This window comes from bacterium (genome assembly GCA_030685015.1).
GTDB lineage: Bacteria > CAIWAD01 > CAIWAD01 > CAIWAD01 > CAIWAD01 > CAIWAD01.
Genome location: JAUXWS010000021.1, coordinates 14,214 through 29,228, shown reverse-complemented (window position 1 = coordinate 29,228; position 15,015 = coordinate 14,214). Strand labels below are relative to the sequence as shown.

Here is a 15,015-nt window from a genome sequence, read left to right as displayed (position 1 = left end):
TCCCATCAACATACGCCGGCGTCCGGCCAATCTCAAGACGGGGTCGACGACTTGCCCCTTCGTCGGACGGCGGCCGCCCCGCCGCTCCCCTCACGCGTCGGGTCCTTGCCGCCGGGCGGGACCGCGCCGGCCTTTCCCCCGCCCGCCTCCAGGTCGTACATGTGCACGTTGGGCAAGGCGTAGTCCTTGATGCGCGGATCCTTCAGGTGGTTCAACTGGTCGAGGATGCCCTGGATCGCCCCCACCTGGTCCTCGATGGACTGCAGGGCGGCGAGGGCTTCCGGCCCCAGCGCCGGCTGCAGGAAGCGCACCAGCTCGACCTGGGCCAGGACCACCGAGAGCGGCGTGTTGATGCGGTCGGAGACGGTGACGGCCATCCGCTCGATGCCGCTCAGGCGCTCCGCCTCCAGGCGGGCCTGCTCCAGCTTCTTCAGCTCGCTGATGTCCTTGGCCACGCCCAGGACGCCCATGATGCGGTTGCGGGCGTCGCGCATCCAGCTCAGGGACAGCTGGACCGGCACGTCCCGCTCCCGGGCGTGGAGGGTGGTCTCCACCGTGAGATGGTCCTGCCCGCGGCGCAGGGCGCGGCGCAGATCGGTCAGGACGCGGGTGGCGTCCGGGTAGAGGCCGGGGGCGTGGAGGCCCACCATCTCCCGGGCCGAGAGGCCGAGCATGGCCTCGGCCCCGGGGTTGAAGAGGGTGATGCGCCCCAGCCGGTCCGTCACGACGATGGCGTCGGTGGCCGAGGAGACGACGCTGGTGAGGAACTCCCGCGCTGCCTGGTTCTCCTGCAGCAAGCGCTGGCTGTGGATGGCCGCCGCCGCCTGCAGGGCCAGCACGCTGATGAAGCTCTCCTCGTCCTCGAGGGAGGCGAGGGCTTCGTCACCATAGAAAAGCATCAGCCCGTAGACCTCGCCTCCATCCACCACGGGCACGGCGAGGAGGGAGATGGCGCGTTCCCGGTCGCGCACGGCAGGGGCCCAGGGGGGCAGTTGCTCGGGCAGGGGCCGGAAGCGCAGGCGGCGTTCCCGATTGGCCAGCAGGTAGGGCAGGGGGTCGTCGCCGGGCATGCCGGCGGGCAGCAGGCTCTCCCCCGGCTCCAGGGTCAGGCCCTTGGCCAGGGCGCAGGCGCGGCGCAACTGGTGCTCGTTCTTGCGGTACTCCCAGGCCACCACCGCCTGCACGCCCTCCAGGTCCAGGGCGGTCTGGGCGAACTGGGCGAGGATGGCCTGTCCATTGCGCAGGTCCCGGATGCGCCGGGAGAGGTCCAGCAGTCCGCGCAGGCGCGAACTTTCGCGCCGGGTGGCGGCGTAGAGCCGGCTGTTGTCGATGGCCATCGCCGCCTGCGAGGCGAAGGTCGTGCACATGCGCAGATCCTGGTGGGTGAAGAGGCGCGCGGGCGAGTGGCTGTCCACCCGCAGGACGCCCAGCACATTGTCGAGGATCTTGAGCGGCACCATGATGCAGCTCTGCACGTGTCCCGCGTCCTCGGGCAGGAATTGGCGGACGGAGACCGGCTCGGAGAGCAGGAGGGGTTTCTGCTGCCGCACGACGATCCCCTCCGGGCATTCGCCCACCGGCAGGGGCGGTGCCTGGTCCTCCTGGTCGCGCCGCAAGCGGGCCAGATGGCGGCCGTCGGGACTGAGCAGGAGGAGGCTGGCCTCGTCCGCCTCGGTCAGGCGGCGGATCCAGGCCAGGCAGCGTTCCAGCACCTGCCCCAGGTCCAGGCTCGATCCCAGGTCGACAGCGGCCTCGAAGAGGGCGTTGAGCCTCTGGTTGAGGCGCGTCAGCTCGTGATGGCTGCGCATCCGGCGTTCGATGATGCGGAAGATGCAGAGGGAACCGAGCAGCTCGCCCGAGGCGCCGCGGATGGGGCTGGCGTTGAGCGAGGCGTGGATTTCCCGCCCGTCGGCGCGGCGCAGCAAGACGTCCTGGTCGCGCAGGCTGTCCCCCCGTTCCGTCAAGGTGCTCAGTTCCGCCACGGCGGCGGCATCGAGCAGTCGGCCCTCGGCCGGCCGGTTGAGCAGCTCGTCGACGGGCAATCCGAGCAGGCTCTCCGCCACGGTGGAGACCAGGATCATCTCCTGGTCGGGGCTGAGCACGACAATGAGATCGTCGCTGCTGTTGACGATGCTGCGGAAGAACTCGCGCACGTCCTGCAGCTCGCGCGTCTGGTCCTCCAGCCGCTGGCGGAAGCCCTCATGCAGGCGGGTGCGGGAGACGGCCAGGGCGATGGAGGGGCAGGCCAGCTCGAGCAGGGCCTCGTCGCTCTCGTCCAGCCGGCCCGGTTCCCGGTGCGAAAGGTGGACCACGCCCAGCACTCGGTCGCCCAGCTTGAGGGGGGCGCAGAGCAGGGTGCGTGGCGCGCCGCCCTCGCCGTCGCCGTTGCGCGGATGGGGCAGGAAAACGGGATCGAGGTCGGTGTCGGGCACCAGCCGTGAGCGGCCCTGGCGCGCCACCCAACCCGCCACGCCCCTGTCCAGGGGCAGGGTGCGCTCGTCGGGGCCGGGGCGGGTGGGGTCGGCCGCCACGATCTCGAGGCGCTCGTGCCCTGGATCGAGCAGCCAGAGCGAGGCGCTCTCGGCGCCGAAGGCTTCACGCAACATGGCGGGCAGCCTGTCCAGCAGCGCGTCGCCCTCCAGGTTGGCAGACAGCAGTTCTCCCACTTCGCGCAGGACGGACAGGTGGTCCAGGCGCAGTTGCAAGTCGTCCACCTGCTCCAGGAGCGACTGCCGCATCTCCTGCACGGCATCATCCTGGGTGCGCAGGACATGGTCGGCCCGCAGCAGGATGAGTTCCAGCTCGGCGGAGGGCGGATCTCCCTCCAGCAGGGCGTCGAGCACCCGCCGCAGCTGGCGGCGCAATTCGGGGGCGCGCTCAGCCACGCTGCTTGCCCATGCCCAGGTCGGGCAGCTGCCAGGGCATCAAACCCAGATGGAGCGCCAGACCTGGATCGGAGAGGCCGCCGGGGACGCCCAGGTCCGCCACCGCTCGCAGCAGGGCCCCCCGTCGACCGGCCGCGCCGCCCACGGCGACGGGATCCTCCATCGCGGCCAGGGCCTGGATGATCTCCGGGTTGTACCAGCGCTGGCCGCCCATCACCTCCAACAGGCGACGGCCCCACTGGGCGGGCGGGTTGGCGGGCGCGATGGCGGGATCAGCAAGACGGACCGGCAGCTCCAGAAGCCGCAGGAGGGTGCGCTCCACCCGGCCGGGGGGCGTGGCCTCGGTTGTCCGGGCCTCCTCGAGCAGGCGCAGCAGACGCTCCCCCGCCTCCCGCAGGATGCGGGCCCGCTGGTCGGCCGCGGCCTGCCCGGCCGGGGAGGGGAGGATGAGCAGGGTGGTGCGCAGATGGCTGCGGACGGCCTCCTCGCCCAGGATCTGACAGGCCTCGCGCGCATCCTGGGGCAGGTCGCGCCCGGCCCGTGGCCACGATCCGGCCCGCCGCAACAAGGCAAGAAGCAGCACGGGATGATCCTCGACGAGAGCGGGCAGGGCGTCGGCGGGCGAGGCGGCGAGACGGTCGCGCAGGGCAGCCGCGTGCGTCATCCCCAGACCGGGGCGCAGGAGAAGGTCCATCACGCATCTGATCGTCATGCCTGATCAGCCGCCATTTGTCGGCCGCGTCCACCGCCGACCGCACCGTCAATGTGACATGGTCGCACCCGCGCATCGACCGGCAAGGGTTGGTCTGAAAGCAGGCGGACAGGTCGCGAGGCGGCCGGAAGGGCCGGTTGTCGCACCGCGCCGCCTCCCGCCGCTTCCAGGGCGCCGGAAAATATGGAGGATTCCCGGGGCCGCAACAATCATTATCAGCAGTCGGAACAGCCCACTTGAGCAGCGGGGCAAAGCCGTTGATCCATCACGACAAAGCTGGAAGGGGAGCGCCCCACGGGCGCCGTGGACCGATGATGGAACAGACGCGGGGGAAGCACCCGACCCCGGCGGCATGGCCGCGAAGAACTGATTGAAGCGGAAGAAGGCGGCGACCAGATTTGAACTGGTGATCGAGCTTTTGCAGAGCTCTGCCTTACCACTTGGCTACGCCGCCAAACGAAAGCGTCCGCCGAGGCGGACGCTGCTCACAAGCGAGAGACGGGGTTCGAACCCGCGACAACCACATTGGCAACGTGGTACTCTACCAGCTGAGTTACTCTCGCGTCTGTCAGGCCGTGAATCTAATGCGCCTGGGCATTACAATCAAGGCGCCGCATGGAGCATAGCGGGGTCGAACCGCTGACCTCTTGACTGCCAGTCAAGCGCTCTACCAAACTGAGCTAATGCCCCAGCGATTTCAAAGGCCATGAATCTATCGGATGATGGCCTGCTTGTCAAGGCAGGCCGTCGCCGGGCAGGTCCGCCCCCAGTTCCCCCAGGATCTGGCTGACGCGGCGGGCGGCGGCCAGGATCTGCTCCACCGAGGCGTCGCCGCCTTCCCCGTCAAGGGACAGCAGTTCGGCCCGCCCCGAGATGACTTGCAGATGCTGGGCGATGCGTCCGTGGATCTCGCGGGCGATGCGCATGCGCAGGCGGCGTCCCTCCTCCTGGATCAACTGGCGGTCCAGCATGTTCTCGAGCAGGATGAGCAGGAGGGCGTCGCCGCCGTCCAGCACGACGGGAATGAAGCGCAGCTTGTGCAGGGCGCTGGTCTCGCCCCCCGGCGACTTCAACCAGAAGTCGTTGATGGTCGCCTCCTCGCCGGTCTGCTCCACGTGGATGAGGGCATGGCCCACGCGTGGATTGTCCAGGCTGGGGGCGGCGCCGAACAGGCTGCGGCCGACCCCGGCCGCCTCGTCGATGCCCAGCATCTCGGCGGCAAGACGGTTGAGCTGCAGCACCCGTCGCTGGGCATCCAGCATGAGGGCGCCCTTGGTGGGATGCTCCAGGCTGCGTCTGTTGAATTCCTGCATGATGCGCAGCTCCTGGGCGCTGCGCACGAACTCGCGCCGGATCTCGTCGGAGACGCCCGTCAGGTCGGCGCTGAGGTCCGAACTGCGCGCCGCCCCCTGCCGATCCCCCTGCAGCAAGCGGAAGCGCTTGCTGAAGGCCTTTTCCACGCACAGGCGGATCTCCTTGGCGCCAAATGGCTTCAGCAGATAGTCATCGGCCCCCAGGCGGATGGCCTCCACCGCCCGCTCGATGCCGTCGCGCCCTGTGAGGACGATGACCGGGAGGAGCGGATCGTGGGTCTTCAGGTCGCGCAGCTGGGTCAGTCCATCCACACCGGCGGGCGGCACCTCCAGATCGAGCACGGCGAGGTCGGGCAGCGCCTGGCCCAGCGGCACCGCGCTGCGGATCCGTGGCGTGTCGGGCTGCTCCAGCAGCGTCTGATAGCCCAGCGAATCGAAGAGGTGGACCAGGGGCAGGTGCTCCTCGGCCGCGCCGCCCAGGACGAGAATCTGGAAGCCCAGTTGCCCACCCAGCGGGCGACATTCACGGACGCCGCCCAGGCTGTCCGCCATCTGGAAGAGGAAGTCGCTGGTGCCGGTCAGGCGGCGGGTGTCGGCCTCGTCCAGCGCCTGCACCATGGGCAGGCCCGCGGCGGGCTGCACACCATTGGTGGCATAGATGCTCACCCGGTTGCGCCCCTGCTCCTTGGAGACGAAGAGCGCCGTGTCCGCTTGCCGGATCAGCTCGTCCACCGACAAGCGCCGGCCACCGGCGCAGGCCACGCCCAGGGAGATGGTCAGCCCGCCCGCCGCCGAGCGCGGCCGGCCCAGATCCAGGCGCTCCACCATCAGGCGGATGCGCTCGGCCACGAAATTGGCGCCGTGCTCGTCGGTGTCCGGCAGCAGGATGCCGAATTCCTCGCCGCCGAAACGGCCCGTCACGTCCACCTCCCGCAAGCAGGCGCGGACCACCTGGGCCACCATGCGCAGCACCTCGTCGCCCACCAGATGGCCGTAGGTGTCGTTGTAGGCCTTGAAGTGGTCGATGTCGAGCATGATGAGCGAGAGCGGCTGCCCGCGCCGCTCGCCGCGCACCAGCTCCTCCTCGAAGCGCTGGATCCAGTAGTTGCGGTTGTAGACCCGGGTGAGCGGATCGACGAAAGCCATCTCCTGCAGCTCGCGGATGGCCCGCCCCTGGTCGATGGCGATGGAGGCCTCGTGGGCCAGGAGCATGAGCAGGCGCAGGGTGTCGCGGTGCAGCACCTGCTCGTCGGCGTCCAGCAGGTAGAGCCGGCCCAGGATGCGGTAGCCGAAGACGAGGGGCACCACCACGGCGCTGCGGGCCAGACCTTCCCGCGCCAGGAGCTTGAGCGGGTGGTCGTCGTCCAGCAGATCGAGGCGGGCATGATGCTCCGGCCGGGCGCGGGCGAAGAAGCGGTGCCCGAACCGCTCGCGCAGCCCCTGGATGACCCGGTGCAGCACGGGCTCCGCCAGACAGTGCCCGGCCCAGGCCTCGTGGCGCTCGCCGGCCGGCGTATAGAGGGTGGCGAAGGAGGCCTGGCAGGCGCTCAGCTCGCGGGCGCAGGAGAGGAGCAGCTCGAGGATCTTGGACAACTCGCGCGTGGAGCCGAAGATGCGCGAGAAGGCCAGCACGCGATCCAGCTCCGCCATGCGGCGATCCCGGTCGCGCGAGAGGCGGACCACTTCCAGGGTCTGGGAGACGCCGTCCGAGAAGCGGATGACCTGGTCGCGCAGCTGCGCCGGCCAGGGAGTCCCGCCCCGCCGGCTCAAGTTGAGGGTGCCGGCCGCCCCCTGGCTGGTGGAGAGGGGGAGGATGAGGGATTCGTCCACGGGCACGCCGGCGGCCAGGCTTCCCACCAGATGGAGCGGGCGCATCTCGCGCAGGGCCCGGCCGGCCGGCCCGGAGCGGTGGTCGCGGTCCGGCTCCAGCCAGGCGGGATCAAGACCGCGCGCCTCCCGCAGCCGCAGGCGCTTCTGGCCGTCGAGCAGCATGAGGGAGCCGTGACGGCCTTCCACCAGTTGCAGGGCCGTGTCCAGCAAGCTGCCCATCAACTGCCTGACATGGGAATGCAGCTCGCCTTGCTCGTGCCGGCTGTCCGCGGATCTTGGGTCCATCCCCCCTCCGCCGCAACCTCACTTCAAACGACATCGTGCCTCGAGGAGCGCGCGCCGCCTCTCCGACCGCCGCCACGCCGCCCAGGGCGGCGCGGTGGACCCGTGGGTGGATTCACTCCTCTTCGACCTCCTCCTCCTCCGTGTCGCGCAGCCCCAGCTTGACCATCTTCGAGTAAAGCGTGCCGCGGCTGATCTCCAGCAGTTTGGCCGTCTTCGACAGGTTCCATTTGGTCTGGTTGAGGCAGTGCGTGATGAGGGCCGACTCCGCCTCCTGCAGGCTCAGGCTTTTCAGCTTGAGGGAGTGGCCGTCCTCCTGGGGCTCGGCCATGCGGTCGGCGTGGATGTCGTCCACTTTCAGCAGGCGCCCTTCGCAGAACACCACGGCGCGCTCCACCACATTGCGCAGCTCGCGGATGTTGCCAGGCCAGGCGTAGCTCATCAGCTCGTCCATGGCACTGTCCGCCACCTTGTCGATCTTCTTGCCCATTTCCCGCGTCAGCTGGCCCAGGAAGTGGTTGACGAGAAGGGGGATGTCCTCCTGCCTGTCGCGCAGGGCGGGCAACTGGATGGGGATGACATTGAGCCGGTAGAAGAGGTCCTCGCGGAAGCGCCCCTCCTGGATCATTTGGCGGATGTTGCGATGGGTGGCGGCGATCACCCGCACGTCCACCTTGAGCGTCTCCGTGCCGCCCACCCGTTCGAACTCCTTGGTCTGCAGCACGCGCACCAGTTTGGTTTGCGTGCGCATGGGGATGTCGCCCACCTCGTCCAGGAAGAGGGTGCCGCGATCGGCCAGCTCGAAGCGGCCCTTGCGTTGCTCCACGGCATGGGTGAAAGCGCCCCGCTCGTGGCCGAAGAGCTCGCTCTCCAGCACGCCTTCGCCGAAGGAGGCGCAACTGGTCTTGATGAAGGGGCGGTTGGCCCGGTTGCTGAAGTAGTGGACGACGTGGGCCACCAGCTCCTTGCCCGTGCCCGACTCCCCCGTGATGAGGATGGAGGCGTTGGACTTGGCCGCCGTCGCCACCTTCTTGAACACGTCCATGATGGCCGGGCTGTTGCCGATGATGGAGTCGAAGCCGTAGGTCCGGGAGAGTTCGGCCAGGAAGGCGTTGTTCTGCACCAGGCCGTTCTTCTTCTCATCCAGCCGGGCGATGATCTGCAGGGCCTCCTCCGGCTGGAAGGGCTTGAGCAGGAAGTCAAAGGCGCCCCGGCGCATGGCTTGGACGGCGCTCTCGACACTGCCGTGCCCGGTGAGGACGATCACGTCGAGGGAGGGGTAGGACTTGACCACCCGGTCGAGGAGGTCGAGGCCGTTCATGCGGGGCATCTTGAGGTCGGTGATCATCAGGTCGAAGGAACTCTCCTTCTCCAGCCTGGCCAACGCCTCCTCGCCACCCGAGGCGGTGGCGACCTGGTACTTCTCGCCGCGCAGGACGTCCCCCAGCGATTCCAGCATGTTGATCTCGTCGTCGACGAGCAAAATCTTCAAGCGTTGACTCATGGTGTCTCCTCGACTACGCCGGCCGGCAGGTAGATGCGGACGGTGGTGCCGATGCCCAGTTCGCTCTCCAGGGTCAGGTCCCCCCCCGCCCGCCGGATGAAGGAATGGGTCAGGGAGAGGCCCAAGCCCGTGCCCGTGCCGGGCTCCTTCGTCGTGAAAAAGGGATTGAGCACGTTGGGCAGGTTCTCCTGGCTGATGCCCTGGCCCGTGTCCTCGAAACTGATCTGGACACGTCCCCCCTCGCGCCGGCCGCGGATGCGCAGCATGCCGCCACCCGGCATGGCCTGCGTGGCGTTCAGGATGATGTTGAGGAAGGCCTGCTTCAGCTCGTCCAGGTTGAGATGAACGGTGGGCAGATCCTCCATCTCCATCACCAAGCGGATATTGTTGACCAGCAATTCCTTCTTCATCAGATCGAGGGTGACACGCAGCAAATCCGCCAGGTCCACGCGTTCCCGCTCGTGGCTGCTTGTCCGCGCGAAGTTGAGCAGGTTCTCGATGATCTTGCGCGAGCGGTCCACCTCGTTCTTGATGATGCCCATGTGCTTCTTCACCTGGTCGGGCAGGCGCAGATCCTCGCGCTCGATCACCGAGCTGATGTAGTAAAGCGAGGAGTTGATGATGCCGAGCGGGTTGCGCAGCTCATGGGCCACGCCCGCCGATAGTTGCCCCAGGCCGGCCAGTTTCTGGCTTTGGATCAGGGAGAACTCAAGGGCCTGCTTCTCCGTCACGTCCCGGTAGAAGCTTTGCACCACCGGCCGGCCGTTGAATTCGGTGAACATGCAGTTGTAATCGACGAAGATGGTGGAGCCGTCCTTGCGCTGCAGGGGCACGTTCTCGTAGGAGGTGGCCTCCCGCTGCAGGGTGCGCAGCCAGTTGCGCCGCGCCACCTCCTGGTACTCGCTGGAGTGGGTCTCCCAGATGCGGCGGCCGATCAGCTCCCCGCGCTCGAAGCCCGTCAGCTTCTCCGCCTCGCGGTTGACGTCCACGATGCGGGCGCTTTCCGCGTCCACCACGAAGATCGAGTACTTGGCGTTCTCGTAGAGGTCCTGGTAGCGGGCCTCGCTGCGCGCCACCTGGCGTTCCAGCTCCAGCTCGTCCAGGGAGAGGGCGACATGGCGCAGCAGCAACTCGACGATGTGGACCTGCGCCTCGTTGGGCAGGGTGCCCGAGATGGAGTCGTCCAGGCGCAGGCGCCCCACCTCCCGCTGCATGCGATCCAGGATGGGCAGGGTGAGGAAGGCCCCCGCCTCCCAGCGAAGCAGTTCCATCCCTTCGGGCAGGTCGGGCACGACCATGCAGGCCGTCCCGATGCGCAGACGGCAGTTCTCCACCGCTTCGCACTCCCGGCGCCACTGGGTGCTCTGGCGGATCTCCTCCTCCGCCGCCGCCTCGTAGCCGGCGAAGCCCCAGCCCAGGATCGTCTCGCCGTCCCGCAGGTAGAGGGCCGCCCGCCGGAAATAGCCCGAGCGGACCAGGGTCTGCGCCACCTCCTCCAGCCGCTCGCGCACCCGGGCGTGCTCGTCGAGGTCGCCGTCCCGGAGCAGATGGGTCAGGAAGGACGTGGCACGGAAGAGCTTGGCCTTCTGCTCCTCGATGTCCAGGGCGACCGGTCCTGGATCGATCGGCCGCAACTGGACAAGCACGCCGTCCCTTTGGCCGACGCGGGACATCTCCTCCAGCTGGGTCGGGCAGGTGGCGAGGGCCTCCTCCATCGGCCGTTGCAGCATGGCCTCGCCCGGCAGGCCGGTCAGTCGGGTGAAGCCGGCGCTGACCCAGCGGATCTGGCCCTGCTCCCCCAGCTTGACCAGGGGCAGGCACTCCTCGGCCTGGTGGCGGCGATCCCAGGGCGCGCCATCGGCGAAGCCACCGATGGGCCGCAAGCAAAGCACGGTGCCGCGCCGTCGCAGCTGCTCGTCCAGGAGGGGCGTGGCCTGCAGCTCCACCTCGGCGGGCGCGGTGGGATGATCCGACAGCTGGCAGCGCCAAGTCCAGGAGGCGGTGGCCGGCAGGGCATCGTTCAGGAGAGCGAGGGGTGCGGGCTTGGTCGCATTCCCCAGCAAATCCGCCAGCGAAGGGAGGTCTCCGTCGCCCAGCTCGAACCAGTCCGTCGCCACGCCATTGGCCCACAACAGCGCACCGCTGGGGGAGACGACCAGCAAGGCCTCCTCCAGGCCGCTCTCGCTCTCCTCGCGCAGCTCCACTTCGCTCGCCTGCAGCAGGATTTGCCCGGCGACGCTCACCGGGCTGAGTCCCAGCTCGAGCACCCGTTCCGGCCCGCCTGCCCGTTTCACGCGGAGCAGCAGGCTTTCCTCGCCGCCGCCGGCCTGCAGGAATTCCAAGATGCGGCGACGCTGCTTGGCCGGCAGGCCTTCGGGGCCGTCCACGCCCCAAGGGCCGAAGAGGGCCTGGAAGCGCCCGTTGACGGAAACCGGTTGCAGCTGCGCGTCGAAGAGGGCCACGGGGGTGTTGAGGGCCTCCAGCAGGTTGCGGCCCTCCAAGGCGCCACCCGCCTCCTGGACCGCCCGCAGGTGCTGCTCGATCTCCATCTGCCGCTCGGCCTTGCCCAGGCTCAGCTTGAGGATCTCGAGCAGGTAGGGCTTGACGAGGTAGTCCACGGCTCCGCGATGCAGGGCGTCCAGCACGCTTTCGATCGTGCCGTAGCCGGTCACCACCATGATCTGCAGCCGGGGGTAGTTCTTGCGGACGATCTCGATGACATCCATGCCCGTCAATCCGGGCATGTTGAGATCGGTGATGACGAGCTGGACCTCTTCCTGGGCCAGCATCTGGATGCCCGAGGCGCCATCGGGGGCCGCCAGCACCTCGTAACCCTCGAGGGCGAGATACTCGGTCAACACGCGCAAGGCGTCGGGATCATCATCGATGCACAGGATGCGGCGGATGTACGGCATGCGGCTCGTGCTCCATCCTGGTGCGTCTGGACCTGTCAACCTGTTCCCGTCAAACAAAGCCAAAGGTCAGGCTGCCGCGGCGAATCCACAAGGGCAAAGCTGCGATCTGTCCATTGCCCTGATGCTTCAGTACGATGCCCAGGCCTCCGGCGGATCGGATCGCTCCCGGTCCGGCCCCGCCCCGCCAGGTCCGAGCAGGGCCAGGAGCCCCTCCTCCAGGCGGCTGGTGACGCCGGCGCGAGCCTGCACCAATCCCAGGGCCGCCCGCGCCATCCCCCGCCGCTTTCCATCCTCCAGCAGAAGACCCTCCAGCAGGCGGTCGGCGTCGGCCGCCGTCACTTCGGCGGCGCCCCCGCAGGCCAGCAGGTCCTGGGCTTCCTGGGAGACATGATGGCGGGGTCCGAAGAGCACCGGCAGGCCACTGGCGGCGGGTTCGATCACGCTGTGCACGCCGGTGGTGAAGCCGCCCCCCACCCAGGCCAGGTCCGCCCCCGCGTACAAGCCGGCGAGCAGACCCACGCGATCGACGACAATGACCGGTTGCCCCCGCCAGGTATCCTGTTCCAGTGTGCTCAAGCGGCAAGCGGGCAGATCCAGGGCGGCCAGGCGACGCTCCAATTGCTCGAGCCGGGCGGCGTGGGGCTCATGGGGCACCAGCAGCAGGTGGAGTCCGCCGGGGACGAGGGGGCGCAGGCGGGCCACGGCCGGCAGGAAGGCCTCCTCGTCGGGCTCCCAGGTGGATCCGGCCACCAACAGGGTGGCCGCACGGAAGCCGGCGGGCAGCAGCTCGGCGGAGCGGTTGCCCTGGGCCCGCTCCAAGACCCGGTCGAAGCGGGAATCGCCCGTGGCCTCCACCGGCACGGAGCAGCCCGTCAGCAGCTGCTGGAAGCGGTCGGCCATGAGCGGGCCAACCGCCGCGATCCAATCGAAGCCGGCCAGCAAGTCCCGGTGGAAAGACCGCAGCCAGGGCAGGGCCAGTCGGGAGCGGTCGTGGAAATTGGCGTTGACGAAGGCCAGGCGGGCGCCCCGGCGACGGGCCGCCAGCAGCAGATTGGGCCACAGGTCGTGCTTGGTCACCACGGCCAGGTCCGGCGCGATCAGATCCACGAAGCGGCGGGCGGACCAGGGAGTGTCGAAGGGGAGATAGCAGACGAGGTCCGCCTCCACCTCGGCCGGCAAATGGCGCGGTCCGGAGGTGGAAAAGAAGCTGATGACCACGCGCAGCCCTCGTGTGCGCAAGCGTCGGGCCAGGGGACGGATCGCCTCGAACTCGCCCATGCTGGCGCAGTGGATCCAGATGACGGCGGGGGCCGGCGGCAGGGCGGCCAGCTCCCGCGCCAGGCGGGCGGCCCAGCCCCGCCGCGCCGCGATGTTCACCCGGACGCGCGGCAGCAGCCGGCCCACTGTCATCAGAAGAAGCCAGGCCGGCACCGTCAGCCAGCGATACAGGGTCAACATGCCCCCTCCCGCTCAAGGAGGGCCGCCAGCACCTCCGGCGCGCCGATGCCGGCCAGGCAGTCCAGGTGCCCGAGGGGACAGCGGGAACGTCCCACGTGGCTGCATGGGCGGCAGGGCAGCTCCCGTTCCAGGACGCGCAGGCTGTCCCCCACGGGGTAGAAACCCAGCTCGCGGGTGGTGGAACCGAAGAGGGCCACGCCCGGCACCCCGGCCGCGTCGGCCATGTGCAGCAGGCCGGTGTCCCCGGTGACCAGGCAGCGGGCCGCGGCCACGGCGCGGGCCGTGTCCTCCAGGTCCAGCGCGCCGCAGAGGTTCTCCACGCGGTGGGGATCCAGCCCGGCCAGACACCGACCCAGATCCTGCTCGGCCGGGCCGCCCAGGAGGACAACGGGCCAGTCCGTCCGCGCCAGGACGAGCGTCAGCAGCTCCGCCCAGCGGGTCTCGGGCCAGGCTTTGGTGGCGAAACCGGCGCCCGGCACCAGGGCCAGCCGGCGTCCGGCGCCGTGGCGCAGGGTCTCGCCCGCCACCACCAGCCGGGGGCGCAGCTCCGGTCCGGGATCCTGCACGCCGATCAGCCGCAGATAGCGGCGCCAGACCGGCCCGGGATCGCCACGCCAGGCGGCGGGCAGGGCGCGCCCATGCACCAGCAGCCACTTCTGCCGGCGGTGCTTGGGCAGGCGCGCCTCGCAGCGGGGCCAGATGCGGTGGGAGCGCCAGGTGTTGTGGAGGTCGATGCGGCGGTCCACCTCCAGGTCCCGCAGGCGGGCGGCCAGCTGCCGCAGGTCGTGGCCGCGCACCGGCTCGGGCAGGGCCAGCACCTCGTCCACGGGCGGCCAGCCTCGCGGAATGGCGGCAAAGCGCTCCTTGGTCACGTAGACGACGGGCCGCCCCGGCTCCCGCTCCTTGAGCACGCGCGCCACCGGCTCCGTCAGCAGGATGTCCCCCAACGCGGAGAGGCGCAGAAGGGCGGTGGCGCTCACCGGGTCGCCGGTTCCCGCGGGAGCGCGACGATGCCCGGGACGGGGAAACCCGGCGTCGTCCACAGCTCGAAGCCGCCCGCCCCGTCCGGCCGGCAACAGGCTCCTTCGACGCGTGCTTCCGCCGCCAGCAAGGCCAACCCCTCCTCCGGCCCCAGCACGGCCAGGGCCAGGGCCCAGACCCGCGCCTCCTCGCCGCTGGGGGCCAGGGCCCAACTGGCAAGGGCCTCCAGGGGTCGGCCGTCGCGGGGATCAAGCAATCCGTTGAGCGCTTGTCCCGCCAGGCGCAGGCAGGGTTGGGGCTCCACCGCGGCCAGGGCCTGCCCGGACAGGGCGACGTTGCCCAGCAAGGATCCATCCGGCCCCGCCAGGGGCAGGCTCCAAACCCCGCCCTGGTTGTCGCAGCGCCAGACTCCGCCGACACGCAGGCGCAGTCCGCCGTGTCCAGCGGCCGTCAGGCTGTCCAGGGCCCGATCGACGAGAACGCCGTCCAGCACTGGATCGAGGTCCAGCTCCATGCCCGGATCGCGCAGGAGGACCCCCAGGTCCACGAAATAAGTGCCGCCTTGATGGACGAGGGCCAGGGCCGAGTCCACCTGCGCCGAGGTGGGCCAGGGCCCGGGCCGATCCGTCACGACCCGATGTGCCCGGCAGGCCAGGCGGCATGCGCTGGTCGCCGCGCCGGACTCGGGGCCGGGGTCCCTCTCCACGATGGGCAAGGGATCGTGCCCGAGCCAGATCCGCTTGAGCGGGCCGGCCAGGGGATCCACCGCGCCCTTGGTGCGGTCCTTCCAGACCAGGCTGCGCAGCACCAGATCATAGGTGGGGCGGCCCAGGCGGCCGGAACGGCTGCCCGCCAAGCGGTTGACCGACGCAATCTCCGAGCGGGGATCGCCGCAGGCCAGGAGGGCGGCGGCTCGCTCCAGCATCGCCCGCGTCGCGATCAGATCCCGGCCACAGTCGCGACCGGCGGCCGGGTGCGCGATGGCCAGTTCCCAGTCACCGACGCTGTGATGGAGAGCGAGCGGCAAGACGCAGGTCTCCGCCGCGGGGGAATCCGCCGCGCCTGTCGGGCGCAGCAGCAACAGAAAGGACATGACAACTGGCAGGAACAATCGATACATGGGCACCTCCCATCA

Annotated in this window: 8 protein-coding genes and 3 tRNA genes; all 11 read right to left on the bottom strand. The window is 69.6% G+C overall.

From position 1 onward, the window contains the following. Positions 1 to 32: 32 nt before the first annotated feature. Positions 33 to 2,885, bottom strand: coding sequence for a GAF domain-containing protein (locus tag Q8O14_02500; GenBank protein ID MDP2359611.1), 2,853 nt, complete (start codon positions 2,883 to 2,885; stop codon positions 33 to 35). Beyond that, on the bottom strand, positions 2,878 to 3,597 hold the full coding sequence (locus Q8O14_02495; protein MDP2359610.1) for a hypothetical protein: 720 nt from the start codon (positions 3,595 to 3,597) through the stop codon (positions 2,878 to 2,880). Before Q8O14_02495 ends, Q8O14_02500 begins: the two co-directional genes overlap by 8 nt. Positions 3,598 to 3,980: 383 nt before the next feature. Next, positions 3,981 to 4,051, bottom strand: a tRNA-Cys gene (locus Q8O14_02490). 36 nt (positions 4,052 to 4,087) lie between these two features. Continuing rightward, positions 4,088 to 4,160, bottom strand: a tRNA-Gly gene (locus tag Q8O14_02485). Between the two features lie 53 nt (positions 4,161 to 4,213). Then, positions 4,214 to 4,287: transfer RNA gene (locus Q8O14_02480), tRNA-Ala, on the bottom strand. A gap of 44 nt (positions 4,288 to 4,331) precedes the next feature. After that, positions 4,332 to 7,025: a diguanylate cyclase gene (locus Q8O14_02475; GenBank protein MDP2359609.1), complete on the bottom strand. Its 2,694-nt coding sequence runs from the start codon at positions 7,023 to 7,025 to the stop codon at positions 4,332 to 4,334. 112 nt (positions 7,026 to 7,137) lie between these two features. Beyond that, complete coding sequence (locus tag Q8O14_02470) at positions 7,138 to 8,526, bottom strand: sigma-54 dependent transcriptional regulator (protein ID MDP2359608.1); 1,389 nt, start codon at positions 8,524 to 8,526, stop codon at positions 7,138 to 7,140. Continuing rightward, positions 8,523 to 11,441: a PAS domain S-box protein gene (locus tag Q8O14_02465; GenBank protein MDP2359607.1), complete on the bottom strand. Its 2,919-nt coding sequence runs from the start codon at positions 11,439 to 11,441 to the stop codon at positions 8,523 to 8,525. Before Q8O14_02465 ends, Q8O14_02470 begins: the two co-directional genes overlap by 4 nt. Before the next feature lie 126 nt (positions 11,442 to 11,567). Continuing rightward, a complete protein-coding gene (locus Q8O14_02460) occupies positions 11,568 to 12,899 on the bottom strand; it encodes a glycosyltransferase N-terminal domain-containing protein (GenBank protein ID MDP2359606.1) in 1,332 nt (443 codons plus the stop codon). Next, a complete protein-coding gene (locus tag Q8O14_02455) occupies positions 12,893 to 13,879 on the bottom strand; it encodes a glycosyltransferase family 9 protein (GenBank protein ID MDP2359605.1) in 987 nt (328 codons plus the stop codon). Before Q8O14_02455 ends, Q8O14_02460 begins: the two co-directional genes overlap by 7 nt. Next, positions 13,876 to 15,000 carry an FAD:protein FMN transferase gene (locus Q8O14_02450; protein ID MDP2359604.1) on the bottom strand — a complete coding sequence of 375 codons (1,125 nt, stop codon included), beginning with the start codon at positions 14,998 to 15,000 and terminating at the stop codon, positions 13,876 to 13,878. The genes Q8O14_02455 and Q8O14_02450 overlap by 4 nt, the downstream gene beginning before the upstream one ends. Positions 15,001 to 15,015: the final 15 nt, after the last annotated feature.